This is a genomic window from Acetobacter sp. DsW_059, assembly GCF_002153695.1.
GTDB classification, from domain to species: Bacteria; Pseudomonadota; Alphaproteobacteria; order Acetobacterales; family Acetobacteraceae; genus Acetobacter; species Acetobacter thailandicus.
The window spans coordinates 1-14665 of the sequence record NZ_JOPI01000012.1 but is presented as its reverse complement, the minus strand read 5'-3'; the positions used below and the strand labels follow the sequence as shown (position 1 = coordinate 14665).

General features: G+C 51.9%; 14 protein-coding genes, 1 pseudogene and 1 riboswitch. Of the genes and pseudogenes, 5 read left to right on the top strand and 10 right to left on the bottom strand.

Features of this window, described 5'->3' with window-relative positions; all coding sequences use genetic code 11:
* Nucleotides 1-98: 98 nt before the first annotated feature.
* The 5 genes from HK25_RS03015 to HK25_RS02995 all read right to left on the bottom strand — a co-directional run bounded on the left by HK25_RS03015 (nucleotide 99) and on the right by HK25_RS02995 (nucleotide 4605).
* Nucleotides 99-887 carry a hypothetical protein gene (locus HK25_RS03015; RefSeq protein WP_086635260.1) on the bottom strand — a complete coding sequence of 263 codons (789 nt, stop codon included), beginning with the start codon at nucleotides 885-887 and terminating at the stop codon, nucleotides 99-101.
* Between the two features lie 62 nt (nucleotides 888-949).
* Complete coding sequence (locus HK25_RS03010; RefSeq protein ID WP_086554605.1) at nucleotides 950-1912, bottom strand: HlyD family secretion protein; 963 nt, start codon at nucleotides 1910-1912, stop codon at nucleotides 950-952.
* A gap of 15 nt (nucleotides 1913-1927) precedes the next feature.
* The gene (locus HK25_RS03005) at nucleotides 1928-2134 is read right to left on the bottom strand and encodes a DUF1656 domain-containing protein (protein WP_086554642.1); all 207 of its coding nucleotides are present in this window, start codon (nucleotides 2132-2134) and stop codon (nucleotides 1928-1930) included.
* The gene (locus HK25_RS03000; protein WP_086554606.1) at nucleotides 2134-4221 is read right to left on the bottom strand and encodes an FUSC family protein; all 2088 of its coding nucleotides are present in this window, start codon (nucleotides 4219-4221) and stop codon (nucleotides 2134-2136) included. Before HK25_RS03000 ends, HK25_RS03005 begins: the two co-directional genes overlap by 1 nt.
* A gap of 36 nt (nucleotides 4222-4257) precedes the next feature.
* Nucleotides 4258-4605 (bottom strand): protease inhibitor I42 family protein, encoded by a 348-nt coding sequence (locus tag HK25_RS02995; RefSeq protein ID WP_086635259.1) that lies wholly within the window; start codon nucleotides 4603-4605, stop codon nucleotides 4258-4260.
* A gap of 166 nt (nucleotides 4606-4771) precedes the next feature.
* On the opposite strand from HK25_RS02995, the gene HK25_RS02990 reads away from it, so the two are divergent.
* The 4 genes from HK25_RS02990 (at nucleotide 4772) to HK25_RS02975 (ending at nucleotide 9831) form a co-directional block, all read left to right on the top strand.
* Complete coding sequence (locus HK25_RS02990) at nucleotides 4772-5920, top strand: metallophosphoesterase (protein WP_086635258.1); 1149 nt, start codon at nucleotides 4772-4774, stop codon at nucleotides 5918-5920.
* On the top strand, nucleotides 5917-8631 hold the full coding sequence (locus HK25_RS02985; protein WP_086635257.1) for an AAA family ATPase: 2715 nt from the start codon (nucleotides 5917-5919) through the stop codon (nucleotides 8629-8631). The genes HK25_RS02990 and HK25_RS02985 overlap by 4 nt, the downstream gene beginning before the upstream one ends.
* A gap of 74 nt (nucleotides 8632-8705) precedes the next feature.
* On the top strand, nucleotides 8706-9260 hold the full coding sequence (gene moaB / locus HK25_RS02980) for a molybdenum cofactor biosynthesis protein B (RefSeq protein ID WP_086554610.1): 555 nt from the start codon (nucleotides 8706-8708) through the stop codon (nucleotides 9258-9260).
* Entirely contained in the window at nucleotides 9253-9831 is a 579-nt protein-coding gene (locus tag HK25_RS02975) for a DJ-1/PfpI family protein (RefSeq protein ID WP_086554611.1), read from the top strand. The genes moaB and HK25_RS02975 overlap by 8 nt, the downstream gene beginning before the upstream one ends.
* 50 nt (nucleotides 9832-9881) lie before the next feature.
* On the opposite strand, the gene folE is transcribed toward HK25_RS02975, so the two are convergent.
* The 5 genes and pseudogenes from folE to HK25_RS02950 all read right to left on the bottom strand — a co-directional run bounded on the left by folE (nucleotide 9882) and on the right by HK25_RS02950 (nucleotide 13982).
* A complete protein-coding gene (gene folE / locus HK25_RS02970) occupies nucleotides 9882-10493 on the bottom strand; it encodes a GTP cyclohydrolase I FolE (protein WP_086554612.1) in 612 nt (203 codons plus the stop codon).
* A 27-nt stretch (nucleotides 10494-10520) separates the two neighbouring features.
* Nucleotides 10521-10994 (bottom strand): Co2+/Mg2+ efflux protein ApaG, encoded by a 474-nt coding sequence (apaG, locus tag HK25_RS02965; protein ID WP_086554613.1) that lies wholly within the window; start codon nucleotides 10992-10994, stop codon nucleotides 10521-10523.
* 193 nt (nucleotides 10995-11187) lie between these two features.
* Nucleotides 11188-12390: an O-succinylhomoserine sulfhydrylase gene (gene metZ / locus HK25_RS02960; RefSeq protein WP_086635256.1), complete on the bottom strand. Its 1203-nt coding sequence runs from the start codon at nucleotides 12388-12390 to the stop codon at nucleotides 11188-11190.
* Nucleotides 12391-12508: 118 nt separating this feature from the next.
* Nucleotides 12509-12588: riboswitch (SAM riboswitch) on the bottom strand.
* A 78-nt stretch (nucleotides 12589-12666) separates the two neighbouring features.
* A pseudogene (gene mutT, locus HK25_RS02955) lies at nucleotides 12667-13104 on the bottom strand (8-oxo-dGTP diphosphatase MutT); the annotation flags it as partial.
* Nucleotides 13089-13982: an ATP-binding protein gene (locus HK25_RS02950; protein ID WP_086554643.1), complete on the bottom strand. Its 894-nt coding sequence runs from the start codon at nucleotides 13980-13982 to the stop codon at nucleotides 13089-13091. The pseudogene mutT and the gene HK25_RS02950, both read right to left, overlap by 16 nt.
* A 182-nt stretch (nucleotides 13983-14164) precedes the next feature.
* Between HK25_RS02950 and yajC the strand changes: the two genes are divergently transcribed.
* Nucleotides 14165-14536 (top strand): preprotein translocase subunit YajC, encoded by a 372-nt coding sequence (gene yajC / locus HK25_RS02945; RefSeq protein WP_173559383.1) that lies wholly within the window; start codon nucleotides 14165-14167, stop codon nucleotides 14534-14536.
* Nucleotides 14537-14665: the final 129 nt, after the last annotated feature.

Below are 14665 nucleotides of genomic sequence, written 5' to 3'. Positions count from 1 at the left end.
GAAACATCACGCAGGGTGTGTATGGGCGTAATTATAAATATAAATCGTTACGAAAGAAAAATTTATTGTTATAAAAAAGACAGGCGCACCGCTGTTTATTACTGAGGCAGCGCATTGGCTGTGTCTGCCCGCTGTTTTCCCTTGGGCGCTGCGGCATTTGGCATAATTCTGCCGCTGCTGCCGCGTTCAGTTGCAAGTGTTCCCGAAACCCTATCAACAACAATATCCCCTTCAGAGACAGTGCGAAAAATGCCAATCTCAGTCGTAATGTGGAAAACAGCGTTTTTCGTGCTGGCAGACGTGACTTCGAGTGCCTGCAGATGACCTGCTTTAGCAAGAAATGATGACTGATCGCCGAGGTAAAGTGCGAGAGCCGGCGCGGCTACTTCATTGATTGTCAGGGTGGCAGAAGCTTCTTCGCGAATACGCGCTGAAGCAGAAAGTGTGCGGATGGTGACCGGTCCTCCCGTAGCAATAAGCCCCAGCTCTCCGGCCCGGCCCATTTCGAGGGGAGCACTGCCAGCTTTTATAAAAACAGTGCTGCTGCGATCATCAAGCGTGACAGGTGTTTTCCCTGTGTTGTCAAGTGTCAGCGGGAGTTCCGGGCGTGTCTTAATGGTGAGCGGCTGTGCTGCACATTCTTTTTGTATAATGACGATACTGCTGGTTTTAGGGTCTGTGGTTATTGTGACGCCAGCAGGAACAGGGTGCTCTGGCTCGGCATCACTTCTGAGCGTGGCAGAAGTTGTAATATGCAAAGCACTCAGGCAGGGCGCTGAGACAATCAGGTTTTTTCCATAAAGCGGCTGTGCAGCTCTGGCTGGTGACACCACACAGAATATCAGAGCCAGAAAAAAAGTGCAGAAATGCGACCGTATGTTCGTCATAAGGCTCTCTTATCAGATAATCTGCGCGGTCAGATAGGGTAATTATGTGTCAGGTCAGGCGGCTAGTGGCGTATGCCACTGCCACCGGTGCCACCCATGAGCGTGTCGTGCAGGCGGTCAAGTGTATCCGTCAGTGTGTCGTGGGCGCGCTTGCCTTTGCTACCCACTACAGTCACGGTTGTTGTCATGCCGGCAGCAAGCTGCGTTCCTGGTGGTATGCTGTCGATATGTACTCTGACCGGTATACGCTGAGCAAGGCGTACCCAGGTGTAAACCGGGTCAACTGCCGGCAGGCCCTGCACTGACGGTGTTGCATTAGGTGTGGCAATACCGTGCGTAATGCTGACCACATGCCCCCACATCGGGGCACTGTAACCCATAAGGTCCATTCTGACCCGGTCACCAATATGAATGGCGCGGATTTTGGTTTCTTCAAAATAGCCATCAACCCAGAAGGAAGAGGAATCGATAACCTGAATATTAGGTGTTCCTGCTGTGGCAAAATCCCCGGTACGCATAATCAGGTTATTAACATAGCCTGTTACGGTGCTGCGAATATGTGTGCGCTCAAGGTTGATATTCGCCTGTGACAGATGGGCCACCGCGTCAGCATACTGGGCTTTGGCAACTTCTGCTGTCGCTTCGTATACCTGTTTCTCTTCGTTAGAGGCGGCGACTTCGGAGAGGTTTTTACGGCGAACGCGCTGTGTGTCTTTAAGCACCATATCAGCCTGTCGTTCATTGACCTTTGCGGTGGCAACAGCAACAGCCACCTGAAAGTCAAACGGGTCAATTTCGTAAAGAATATCACCCTTATGAACAAACTGGTTATCTTTTACATTGACTGAAATAATCTGCCCTGAAACACGAGGGGCAATGTCAGCCACCTGCACACGTACCTGGCCGTTTCTGGTCCAGGGGGCAGCGGTGTAATAGTCCCACAAAACGAAGCTTACGATTGCAGCAACAAACAGAATAGTTCCTGTTGTTATTAATTGCAGGACGCGGCGTGCGCGTTCGAACACGGCAGATAAACCCTTTTAAAACAGTATAGTGTAGAGACCGATAAAGCATATCAGCATGCCGAACTCTGCCAGGGGAACATTCCAGATAACCCGACGGGCTCTTATTTTCCCCAGCAAAGGATTAAGCACAAGAAGAGTGGCTATAGCCAGTGCTGCGTGGATCACAAAAGAAGAAACCAGCAGCCCGCCAATATCGAGAACAGGCGTGAGATGAAATTCCATCATGTGAAAAAAGCTCTTTTTCGCCGGCCTGCGGGAGGGATTACCTCATAGAGGCGTAAGGCTGAACGGTTATGCTCAAGCAGATGGATCGTGCCAACAATAGCCGAGACGGCAGCAAGAGCGGTTGTTAGCTGCCCGTCGGGCAGGGACATACTTTTTTCGAGCAGCAGCCAGGCCCGGTGCTGCAGGCGTTCTGTCGCTTTGTCTGCATCGCGGATAATCGTGGCACGAAAAGCGGCTTCGGCCTGTGTGCGAATAGCGGGAATTGTTGCCGCACGTTGCAGATGGCGCCGCGCGCGCGCGAGTTCGATGTTGAGTTCATCCAGGCTTGAAAGACGGTTAAAGACACGTTTTTTGGCGCGCGTATCAGGCAGATAGCTATTCCATTCCAGAATACGGCACAGGCGGTCATAATGCCGGCTGATCAGAGCTGAGCCTGTGCGCTCTCCCCTGAAAGAAAATTGCCTGCGCAGGTCATGGCCAATTGTAATAGCCACGCGAAAGCGCCTGCCTGTGGCTGAAGGGGGCAGTAAAAGTACCAGTGAAATAAAGATAACAATCGCAGAAAAAAGATACATTACATTGCGGTCGATAAAAGCCGTGGGATCATAGTTTTGTGTATTTGCAACGCCCAGAATAACAAAAAAGAAAACACCGCCATTAAAGCCTATCGTTGCTGTTTTGGGGTTCATGAGCAGCAGGCAGCTGCAAAAAACAACAGGCAGAATAGCCAGGGCCATAAAGGGCATATCTGACCCTTTGGGCAGAATACCAAAGTTCAGAACAGCCGCTACAATAATGGCCATCGGGGTGCCGATCAGGGCCCCCATGCCAAACCCCCGGGCATTATAGGTTGTGGCAGCAAGGGTCATAATCATGGCGACCTGTGCCAGAGCGGTGTAGGTGGCCGGTATGTCAGAAATAATGCATAGCCCGGCAGCAATGCTAAAACCTACAAGCGAACGAAACCCTGAGAGCAGGGCTGCAATAACGTCGTCATGTTTTTCAATTTTCAGGTCAGGGGCTGTCGTACGTGCACGCCGGCCTTTTTCAAAAGCCTCAATGCCGTCGGTGGCCCAGCGGGTATCAAGCTGCAGCGCCATAGAGCGTTCGGTAAGCCAGATCTCATCAAGCAGAACATTACGCTCAGTTTCAGGGGTATAGATCTGGCGTGCAAGGGTTTCGAAGTTTTTTATTGTCTGACGTTGTGGTTCGGCCAGATGGCTGTCTTCAAAAGTTGATCTGACATGCTCAAGGACAAAAGGTGAAATATTTTTGCGGCGCAGGGCATTGTTGATGGCGCGGCTGCAGCTGAGCATTTCAAGTAATGCCACCATAGCTGAGCGCGCACCGGCCAGCCGGATGGCGGCATCAGACAGTTCGGTTTTAACGAATGAGGCATGTGTGGTCAGTGCCATAATCTGCCCCGCCAGCCCCGCGCAGGCGATATCATCAGGGATGTCACGCCCCGATATGGCCTGACGGGCAATATTTCTGACCGTATTGGCACTGGCTGTAAGGCCTGCTGCCAGCTTTTCCCAGGCAGTGGGTGAGCCAAAGATATCGTTGATAGCTGAGGTTGCAGCGATGCCCACAACAATGTCCGATACGCGCGCGATAGCAGTATCGAAAACATTGCCTGGATTGTCGATGCAGTTGATCCCGACAATAGCGACGGTATAGCCTGAAAGCATAGCAGCATAGGCACGAAAATCTTTTTCAAGAGTGCCGATAATCGTGCACAGTGTGATCCAGAGCGCAACGCCCCCCAGAAAAATGCCGCGTTCCTGGTTAAAGCAGGCAGTCAGAAAAAGAGCAACGAATGCTCCCAGAAAAGTACCTAGCAGGCGATACATAGCTTTTGAGAGGACCTGGCCCCGCAAAGGCTGTGCCAGTATCATGACTGTCACTGCAGCTGACGCAGGCGAAGGCAGCTGCAGCCAGAAAGCAGTGCTCAGTGCGAGCACCACTGACAGCCATGTACGAAAACAAAAAGAAAACCACCCTGGTGTGAAAATATGCTGCGGTAGCGGAATACCTACGCCAGCCCAGAAACCAGGACGATTTTCAGTTTTCTGAGGGGTCACTGCTGCACCATATGGCAGCTTGCCTGCCGTGCAGGTTTATTCAACAACGACTGTTCTGACAGTTGAGTCCTCAGGCAGTTTTTCAAACGTCCGGCCATATTTGAGAACGATCTTTCCCGTGCCTTTAGTAATGGCTTTAAAATAAAGTGTTTCATTGCCACCGCAACCCATTGCCCCATGACAATCCTGAGATTGTGTATACTCCATACCAGTTAAAACAACATTATGAGGAATATTCTTAACCATCCAGCCATATCCGGTAGTTGGATTGGACGGGAGTTTTATTTCAAAAACACTGTTATTTTTGACATGAATTGTGTCGTTTTCTGCTGCAAGACAGTATGTCGGTGCTATGATCATCAGAGCGGCAATTATCTTTTTCATAAGTTTTACTCCGTTTGTTTTGCTGAATGTAGGCTGATAATTTTTCTCAGTCTATTCTTGCTCTCTTTGTTCTCGGGTGTTTTTGTTGTCGCTATTCTGTTTTGTTGAAAATAATTCCGTGCAGATATCAGTGTTCAGAGCACGGTGAGAAAGTCAGGCGTCGTTTATGAAGTTTCTTCACACATCAGACTGGCAGGTAGGCCGGACATTTGGTTTCGCGGGAGATGTCGCTCAGGGTGCGCTTCAGGCTCAGCGTGTTGAGGTTATTCACCGGCTGGGGCTTCTGGCGCGCAGTCACGGCGTGCATCACGTACTGGTTGCAGGTGATATTTATGAGCACGAAACACCAGCCAGGTTAACTCTGCATCAGCCGCTTGAACGTATGCGTGAGTTTTCTGATATACGCTGGCACCTTATCCCTGGTAATCATGATGCCCATACACCCGATGGCCTCTGGTCGCGCCTGTTGCGTAACGGCAGTTTGCCTGAAAATGTAATTTTTCACAGTAAACCCGGGGCCGTGCTGATTGATGAGGCCGAAAATGCCTGGCTTCTGCCTGCTGTTTTGCAGCGCCGCCATGTGCTGACAGACCTGAGTGCCTATATGGATCAGGAGACAACTCCACCGGATGCCCTGCGTATTGGCCTGGCGCATGGTTCAGTGACCGGTTTTGGCAGCGGTGGTGAAGAGGAACATAACCAGCTGGCGCCTGACCGTGCAGAGAAAGCCGGCCTGAGCTATCTGGCTCTGGGGGACTGGCACGGTTTTAACGAGATTAATGCCCGCACATTCTATTCCGGCACACCAGAGACAGACCGTTTTGATATTGGCGGCGGCGGCGGCGGCGAGGCTTTGCTGGTGACAATAGCCGGCAGCCGGGCGACACCACAGGTTGAACGGTGCAGAACCGGGCATCATGTCTGGAAAAAACTGGGGGAGGTAACACTCACCAGCCATGAAGATATTTATGCGCTGGAGGCACGTGTCAGGAGTATTGCACCCGAGCATACCGGTTCAGTTCTGGCCTGGGCAGAAGTGTCTGGCCTGCTGAGCATGGAAGATATGGCGCTGTATGATAATTTAATTGTTCATAGCCTTGCCGGAGCAGTGACCTGTCTGCGCCTTTCGGGGGAGCCACAGCTGGCTGCGGATCTTGATGATCTTGATTATTTTGGCGAGGCCGGCGCTGTGCGGAATGCAGCCGGTGTTCTGCTCAGTAAAGTCAGTGGCGGGGGGGAGGAGGGCGCAGTGGCAGCGGATGCCCTGCAAAGACTTTTCCTTTTCTATAAAGATCTTGGAGGTGCAGGCGCATGATACTGACAGAGATACAGCTTAATGGTGTCCGGCGTTTTACTTCTCCGATAAAGCTTGAAGGCCTGGGGCCTGGCCTGAATATACTGGCTTTGCCTAATGAATCGGGTAAATCGACCCTTCTTCTGGCTTTGCGTGCCGCATTAATGTGGCGGCATAGTTCGGGTGGCGAGCAGATTAAAAGCCTTGCGTCTTATGGTGGCAGTGAGCCGCATATTATCCTGCGCTTTATGTGGGGTTCTGTGCCCTGTGCTTTTGAAAAACGCTTTTTGAAAAAGAAAGGCGCACGGCTGCTCATGGGGGGAGAGCAGTATCAGGGAGATGAAGCTGAAGAGAAAATTCGTAATCTGCTGGGGCTGAACGATCTTATTAATAAAAACAGCGTGGCGACAGGGTTATGGAGCGCGCTTTTAGTGCCGCAGGGAGAGAGCCAGTATCTGCCCGAGCTGACAGATGCCGGCTATACGAGTATTCGCTCCTGTCTTGATCAGGGCAGCGGGAGTGTTGCTCCGGCTGGCGGAGGTAAAGCTGCGCTGCTGTTATCACGCGTCAGGGAAAAGCTTAGTCCGTTACTGACTGAGAAAAAAGGTGAGCCGACCGGAGGGTATAAGCAGGCTTTGCAAAAAGAGGCAGAGCTTACCGAACGCTTTGAACAGCTTAAAGCCAACAGGCTGCGCCTTGCTGATGATCTGACAGCCCTGGAGCGTGACCGTCGCGTTTTACGTGACCTTGAAAACCCAGAGAGACGGGCTGAGGCTAAAAGCCAGCTTGAGCAGGTGCGGCAGGAGCGTGACCGGGTTTCTCAGTTTGCGCTCAAGGAAAAGGAAGTTCTGGCTGGCGTACGTCTGGCTGAAGGGGTGTATGAAACTCTGAAGGCCGAGCAGCTCAGGCGATGTGAAAACCGTGACCGTCAGAAAGAGCTGTCAGAGCAGATGCAGAGTGCACAGCAGCAGCTGGCGCAGCTGCGTGATCATGCCCGGCATGCACAGGATAAGCTGACGGAGGCTGGCTATCAGCGTAAAAAGGCTCATGAACAATATGAGCGTAGCGACCGTCGTAACAAAAGTATAACGCGTCAGCGGTTGCTTGAGCAGGATCAGGAAGCACTGAAGTCAGACCGTACAGTCCTGCATCGTTTAGAGCAGGCCAGTGCAGTGTGGCGCCAGGCTCAGGCTGCCTTCAAAGCCTGTCGGGTTGATCAGAAAGCTGTTGATGCCCTGCGCAAAGCCGAGCGTAACTGCGATAAACTACAGTTGCAGATGGAGGCTCAGGCGCCGTCTGTGTCTCTGCATCTGCTGCCAGAAGCAGCTGATCGTGTTACTGTTAATGGCAGTCTCTGCTCTGAGAGCACGTTTAAGGTGCTCGAACAAACCCGTATTGAGATAGAAGGTGTCGGCGCGCTGAGCATTACCCCCGCGCTGCAGGAGCAGCAGGGTGCGCAGGCACGCTGGCATGACGCAAAAAAACAGCTTGAGCAGGCTTTGCAAAAAGTCGGGTGCAGTACGATGGCTGAGGCTGAGCAGGCTTTTGATATATACCGCCAGACGAAAGCTGAGCAGGATGCTGCGCAGAGAGCTGTCCTGTCCTGCCTGCCTGAGAACAGGCAGAGCACTGACCAGGTCAGTGCAGTTATTGCCTCGTATCAGGAGCAGATTGCTGACAAGGAAGCCACGTTGCAGCAGCGTTCTGCTGAGCTGACCACTGAACAGGTCACACTCTTTGCTGAGGGTGAAATATTGCAGGCAGCAGAGAGTGACCTTGAGGTTGAGCAGGCCTTATCTGTGTTCAGAGAAGCGCAGAGAGAAGAAGAAGACAAAGTCGCTGTTTTAAAAAGCATACAGAGTGATGAAACTCAAAAAGCAGCTGGTGTTTCTGAGCTTGGCAGAGCCCTTGAGCGTGCCCGGCATGAAGAGGAGACGGCACAGAAACACAAAACAGATGCAGCGCTTGAAGCCGAGAGTGCTCAGGCTGAGCTGAGTCTGAAAGATGCACAGAGCAAAAAAGAGACTCTTGCGCAGGAGATGGCAGCTGAGGCGCGTTCACTCTCTGACCTTGAAGGGGATATCAGGCGCCGTGAAGAAGCTCTTTCTGCACAGGATGGACGTATCAGGGGACTGCATGGTGACGTAAGGGCCTGTGAGGAACGGGTGCGTCAGGCAGAAGGCGAAGGCCTTGATGAGCAGATTGCTGAAACAGAGCGCCTGATAAAGCAGGCTGAGCATGAGTGTCGGGGGTATGCGCGTGAAAGTGCTGCTCTGACATTGCTGAAGCAGACGCTTGAGGCCGCAGAGCAGGAGCAGACCGAGCGTTACCTTGCCCCGCTTGTAAAAGTGATGCAGCCTGCATTCTCGACAGTTTTCCCTGATATGACGCTGTCACTTGATGCCAGTTTTGGTGTGCAGGCTATAACCCGGCGCCAGACAGAGCAGTTTAGCGATTTGTCTATGGGAACCCGTGAGCAGATCGCAGTGCTGGCGCGTCTTGGTTTTGCGCAGCTTCTGCATCAGCAGCAGGGTAAAAGTCTGCTTGTGCTGGATGATGCGCTCAGTTTTTCTGATAAACAGAGGCGTGAGCGCCTGTTTGAGGTGCTGACTGATGCGGCCCGGCATTTCCAGATTCTTATTTTAACGTGCCGTGATGATATTCTCTCAGAGCTCGGAGGGCACACTTTGCATCTCCGTCCGTGTGAGGAGATGGCAGAATTGCGTGTATGACTGTCTTACAAACATTGTTTTGTAGGTGAACAGTGATATGACGGTGAGCCAGAGATGAGGGAGCAGATCTGCTGATGAGTAAACTGGATATGAGTTTGCCGTTTTTGCCTGTGCGTATTGCTGTCATGACAGTGTCTGACACGCGTACACTGAGCACCGATACATCTGGTCAGGCTTTGGTTGACCGTCTGGAACGTGCAGGGCACGTACTGGCAGACCGGGCTATCGTAAAAGATGATGTCGGGCTGATTACGACACAATTGCAGAGCTGGATCAGCACGCCTGATATTGATGTTGTGATTACAAACGGCGGGACTGGCGTTACCGGTCGTGACGTTACCCCCGAAGCTTTTGATCGTGTTCTCGAAAAACGTATTGAAGGGTTTGGTGAGCTGTTTCGGATGCTGTCGTATCAGAAAATTGGCACATCAACCATTCAGTCACGCGCTGTGGCCGGTGTTGCGCAGGGCACGTATCTTTTTGCTTTGCCAGGTTCGACTGGCGCTGTGAAAGATGGCTGGGATGATATTCTGCTCTTCCAGCTCGACAGCCGCCATCGCCCCTGTAACTTTGTCGATCTTATGCCACGTTTAAGAGAAGAACTGAAAGAAGGACATGATCATGACTGACGAGATAAAACTCCTGATGGTTGCAGGTGATTATGTCGAAGATTATGAAGTTATGGTGCCATATCAGGCACTGGTAATGCTGGGCTACAAGGTCGATGTTATCAGCCCGGGCAAAAAGGCCGGCGACAAAATTATTACAGCTATTCATGACTTTGAAGGCGCACAGACTTACAGCGAAAAGCCAGGTCATAATTTTGTGCTGAATGCGACATTTGATGAGATCGATACGGATGATTATATCGGCCTGATCGTTCCCGGCGGGCGGGCTCCTGAATATCTGCGGCTTAACCCGCGTGTGATTGAAATTGTTAAGGCGTTTGCTGACCGCCCTCTGGCTGCAATCTGCCACGGGGCTCAGCTGCTTGCTGCGGCTGGTGTTATTAAGGGGCGTCGCGTGTCAGCTTATCCGGCATGCCGCCCTGAGGTTGAGCTGGCTGGTGCGATTTATGCTGATATTCCGGTTGATCAGGCAATCACAGATGGTGAGCTGGTGACCGCTCCGGCGTGGCCGGCTCATCCGGCCTGGCTCGCACAGTTTCTCACCGTTCTGGGTGTTACTGTTTCTATCTGACCAGTCAGGTCAGTGCCAAGCCCCTGCTTCAGGCAGGGGCTTGTATGATCTCAGATGCCGCTGACAGCCGGCCGGTTGAGCATAGCCATCAGCTCCTGGCGGGTCTGTACGTTTTCACGAAACACACCCAGCATAGTGCTGGTTACCATAGAAACGCCGGGGCGGTGCACGCCACGTGTTGTCATGCATTCATGAGCAGATTCAATAATGACAGCAACACCATGTGGTTCGAGAACATCATTAATCGTGTTGGCGATCTGTGCTGTCATGCGCTCCTGAATTTGCAGGCGACGGGCATAGGCATCAACCACACGCGCCAGTTTCGAAATGCCCACAACGCGGTTGCGCGGCAGATAAGCCACATGTGCCTTGCCAATGATGGGAGCAAGGTGATGTTCGCAGTGACTTTCGAAACGAATATCGCGCAGAAGCACGATTTCATCATAGCCTTCAACCTCTGAAAACGTGCGTTTCAGCAGGTCATGGGGTTCGACCTCATAGCCTTCAAAAAACTCTTCATAGGCGCGGGCAACACGTGCTGGTGTATCCTGAAGGCCTTCGCGTGCAGGGTTATCGCCGGCCCAGCTCAGAAGAGTGCGTACAGCCTGCTCAGCTTCTTCTCGTGTAGGGCGTGCGTTGCCAGAAGGAGGGGCGTCGCTCATATTGTTCTCCTGCAGAATAGTAAAAGCTTAATGGACCTGCTGTGTCTGAAACGGGCTGTCGAGGCTGAAGGCCGGTATTTCGATGTCAAAACACCGTCCGGTATCTACGTCACGCATCAGATAGGTGCCGCTCATGAAGCCTCCCGCAGTTTTGAGGGAGACACCTGACGTATAGTCAAAGTCTGCTTTAGGTTTCAGCACAGGCTGTTCGCCAACGACACCCTCACCATGAATGCATTCAGTATGCCCGGAGGAGTCAGTAATATACCAGGTGCGCTCTGTCAGTCTGACAGATGCTTTCCCTGTATTTTCAATACGAATACGATAGGCCCAGCAATAAAGGTCTTCATCGGGTTCAGATTGTTCGGGCAGCCAGAAAACCTGGACCATGACCTGAACACCTTCAGTTTCGCTTTTGTAGCCAGGAACAGACGAAAGGAGTTCGCTAAGTACGTCTCCCGCATCGTTGGACATGGGCGGTGAAGCCGACCAGTCAGACATGAGCTTTCGTTCTCCTGGGGTGCGGGATGCCTGCGCTCAGTGACGTGGGGAGGCAGACGATATCCGGCAGTGAGGTCTAGGGTCTGTCGCCCTATCATGATTTTTCGAAAGGGGAAAGTTTCCCGCATCGTATTTCTGATTTTACGTCAGAGTGCGTTTATCAGGCAACAAATACGATGCAGGAAGGGTAAAATCAGGCTTTCTGAAGTTGTACTATGCCACGTGCGAGATCATCAATCAGGTCTGCGCTGTCTTCCAGGCCGACTGAAAGCCTGATGGCACCATCAGAAATGCCAAGGCGGGCCCGTTCGTCTGCACCAACTTTCATGTGAGTTGTAGTCGCAGGGTGTGTGATGAGAGAACGGCTGTCTCCCAGATTGTTTGAGATGGCAATCAGTTCAAGGGCATTCATAAAAGCAAAAGCGCCTTTCTGCCCTTTGTCCACCTCAAAGGCAATGAGGCTGCCAGCCCCGCTCATCTGGCTTCTGGCCAGGTCATACTGGGGGTGGTCTTTACGGCCCGGATAGCGGACCTGCAAAATGCCAGGGGCCTGGGCCAGATAGTCAGCAACAGCCGCTGCATTGCGGGTCATAGCATCAACGCGCAGAACGAGGGTCTCAAGTCCTTTAAGCATGACCCATGCATTGAAAGGAGAGAGCGCATTGCCTGTGTTGCGTGTGAAAGGCTGGAGGGTTTCAGTAATCCAGTCTTTGCGGCCCAGAACAGCGCCACCTAAAACCCGGCCCTGGCCATCTATATGTTTTGTACACGAATAAACGACGACATCAGCACCCAGTTCGAGAGGTTTCTGATAAACCGGGGAGGCAAAGACATTATCAACGACAACCAGAGCCCCGGCTTTGTGTGCCAGAGCTGAGATGGCGCGGATGTCGAGAATGTCGAGCATGGGGTTAGACGGGCTCTCGAGTAACACCGCAGCAGCAGGCTGAGACAAAGCTTTTTCCCAGGCTGAGAGGTCAGAGCCATCAACAAATATGGTCTCTACACCGTAGCGTGGCAGCAGTGCTGAAACAATCCAGTGACATGAGCCAAACAGCGCGCGTGAGGCTACAACTCTGTCTCCGGCCTTGACGTGCGCCAGAAGAGCGGATGAAACAGCTCCCATGCCTGTGGCTGTGGCCACGCAGGCTTCGGCCCCTTCAAGGTTTGCCAGGCGACGTTCAAGAGCGGCAACAGTCGGGTTGCCAAAGCGGCTGTACTGATAATGCTGCACTTCACCGGTAAAGGTTTTGGCTGCCTGTTCAGCATTATCATAAATAAAGCCTGAGGTGAGAAAGAGAGCCTCGCTGGTTTCGCCAAACTCGGTACGTTCTGCTTCAGCGTGAAGCAGTCGGGTTGCCTGACGCCAGGCTGACGGCGTTTTTTTAATACTCATGGCAGATATCCGGTTCTTACCTGTTCATAATGACTGAAAGAGAACCGGGGGTAAAAACAGGTTCGGTTTCAGTCACGCCTGATTCGTTGATGACCTCAGAAACCATGGGCATGCAGATAGTCTTTTGCCCAGAGCCTCTTTAGCGCGTTTCTTTTACCTCGGCGCAAGCCGGCCGTACAAATCCCGAGGTGTCAGGTGCATATAAAGTTATTATGCGTCTGACACCGTAATTTATGCAAATCTCCTGGTGTTTCGTCAAGCCGGGAAACAAAAGTGCTAAACAAACTTCTGAAGAAACGGGATGAGCGGCAGGTCAGCCGGTGGCATGGGGTAATCATATAAATCTGTCAGCGGTACCCAGGCGATGTTTTGCCCTTCACGGCCATGGGGAATACCCTGCCATGTCCGACACAGATAAAGTGGCATGAGCAGGTCAAAGTCAGCATAGCTGTGTGAGGCAAAAGTCAGGGGGGTGATGTTGTCAGCTGAAATGTGTAGTCCCAGCTCTTCATCCACTTCACGAATGAGCGTGGCTTCAGGGGATTCGCCTGGTTCGGTTTTTCCACCTGGGAATTCCCACAACCCGGCGAGTGATTTGCCTTCGGGACGCTGAGCCAGCAGCACATGCCGGTTTTCATTAATAAGGGCAACCGCAGAAACAAGCAGGAGTTTGCGTGGTGCTGAGTGAGGGGCGGTGGTCATGCTGTGTGCTCTGATGAGTGAGAGGCAAGGCGGGCTGTAAGATCTTCGATAAACTGAAAGGCAACACGACCGGAGCGACTGCCGCGTGTCACGGCCCATGCACTGGCCTGAGCTTTAAGTTCATCATCGCTGATGGCAAGCACGCGTTCTTTTGCGTAAGTCTGCACCATGTCGAAATAGACGTCCTGTGTACAGGCATGAAAACCAAGCCACAGCCCGAATCTGTCAGAGAGTGACACTTTTTCCTCTGTCGCTTCAGACGGATTAATGGCCGAGGCACGCTCATTTTCAATCATGTCACGAGGCATCAGGTGGCGACGGTTAGACGTCGCGTAAAACAGGGTGTTTTCAGGGCGGCCGGCAATGCCACCATCAAGCACGGATTTGAGTGCCTTATAATCACGATCTTCTTTCTCAAAAGAGAGATCATCGCAAAAAATAATGAAGCGTCGGGTGCTGCTCCGCAGCAGGGATAGCAGCTCAGGCAGGCTTGTCAGATCCTCACGCTGAATTTCAATCAATGCCAGGGCACCCTGGCCCGGCACGGGAGGGTGCCCTTCCTTCTGGTTGACCTGGGCGTGAATACCCTTGACCAGTGACGATTTGCCCATGCCACGTGCTCCCCACAGCATGGCATTGTTAGCAGGCAGACCAGCGGCAAAATGCTGTGTGTTTTCAAGTAAGGTCTGACGCTGGTGCTCAACGCCCTGCAGCAGAGTGGCAGATATATGAGCAACGCGCAGAACGGGGCGTAACCTGCCAGACTGTGGTTCCCATATAAAGGCATCTGCCTCATCAAGGCCGGAGAGTACCGGCGGCGGAGGGGAAAGACGCTCAAGTGCTGCAGCAATACGCTCCAGAGCCGGGAGCTGAGAGGGAGGAAATGTCATGGCATAGGGTTCCTCTGTCTGGTGGGTGTTATTTTTCCTGAGCACAAAAGTCAGAAATAGGGTAGATGCCATCATGAGAAAAGGGCGGGTCTGCACACAGGTGCTTGACGGAGCTGCCCGGAATGGGAAAAGTTTGCCCGTTCATTAATGGTAAAATAGTTTCTTACTGGTGAAAGCAGAGTTTGATGTCAGATTTCTTTATTTCTACAGCCTACGCACAAACAGCCGGTGGTGGTGGCGGTGGCATGTCAAATATTATTTCATTTCTGCCGTTTGTGGCTGTTTTTGCCATTATGTATTTTTTGCTTATACGCCCACAGCAGCAGCGTCAGAAGCAGCTGCGTAATGAGCAAAAGCAGCTCCGTCGTGGTGACCGTATTGTAACGGCCGGTGGTGTGGTTGGCGTAGTGCAGAAAAGCCGTGAGGACAGTAACGAGGTTGAAGTTGAAATTGCGCCTGGTGTGCGTGTGATGATCGTGCGTGAAACTATTTCAAGTGTTCTGACCAGCAGTGCGAAACCTGCAAATGACGAACCTAAAGCAGTGAAGAAATAATTTTAACATTTTGTAATTTATGAGTAAAAAGCGGGTTGTCAGACAGCCCGCTTTTATTATGAGCATTTTCATTTTCATTTTCAGCTGCTGTATATTTTTATATTAAAATTTATACCTGATTAATAATTC

What these genes read in the sequence shown, in the direction of transcription:
- apaG (WP_086554613.1), bottom strand. Translation starts at nt 10,994, where the DNA reads ATGTCTGACTGGTCGGCTTCACCGCCCATGTCCAACGATGCGGGAGAC.
- HK25_RS03015 (WP_086635260.1), bottom strand. Translation starts at nt 887, where the DNA reads ATGACGAACATACGGTCGCATTTCTGCACTTTTTTTCTGGCTCTGATA.
- folE (WP_086554612.1), bottom strand. Translation starts at nt 10,493, where the DNA reads ATGAGCGACGCCCCTCCTTCTGGCAACGCACGCCCTACACGAGAAGAA.
- HK25_RS02995 (WP_086635259.1), bottom strand. Translation starts at nt 4,605, where the DNA reads ATGAAAAAGATAATTGCCGCTCTGATGATCATAGCACCGACATACTGT.
- HK25_RS02985 (WP_086635257.1), top strand. Translation starts at nt 5,917, where the DNA reads ATGATACTGACAGAGATACAGCTTAATGGTGTCCGGCGTTTTACTTCT.
- moaB (WP_086554610.1), top strand. Translation starts at nt 8,706, where the DNA reads ATGAGTAAACTGGATATGAGTTTGCCGTTTTTGCCTGTGCGTATTGCT.
- HK25_RS02950 (WP_086554643.1), bottom strand. Translation starts at nt 13,982, where the DNA reads ATGACATTTCCTCCCTCTCAGCTCCCGGCTCTGGAGCGTATTGCTGCA.
- HK25_RS02975 (WP_086554611.1), top strand. Translation starts at nt 9,253, where the DNA reads ATGACTGACGAGATAAAACTCCTGATGGTTGCAGGTGATTATGTCGAA.
- HK25_RS03005 (WP_086554642.1), bottom strand. Translation starts at nt 2,134, where the DNA reads ATGGAATTTCATCTCACGCCTGTTCTCGATATTGGCGGGCTGCTGGTT.
- metZ (WP_086635256.1), bottom strand. Translation starts at nt 12,390, where the DNA reads ATGAGTATTAAAAAAACGCCGTCAGCCTGGCGTCAGGCAACCCGACTG.
- HK25_RS02990 (WP_086635258.1), top strand. Translation starts at nt 4,772, where the DNA reads ATGAAGTTTCTTCACACATCAGACTGGCAGGTAGGCCGGACATTTGGT.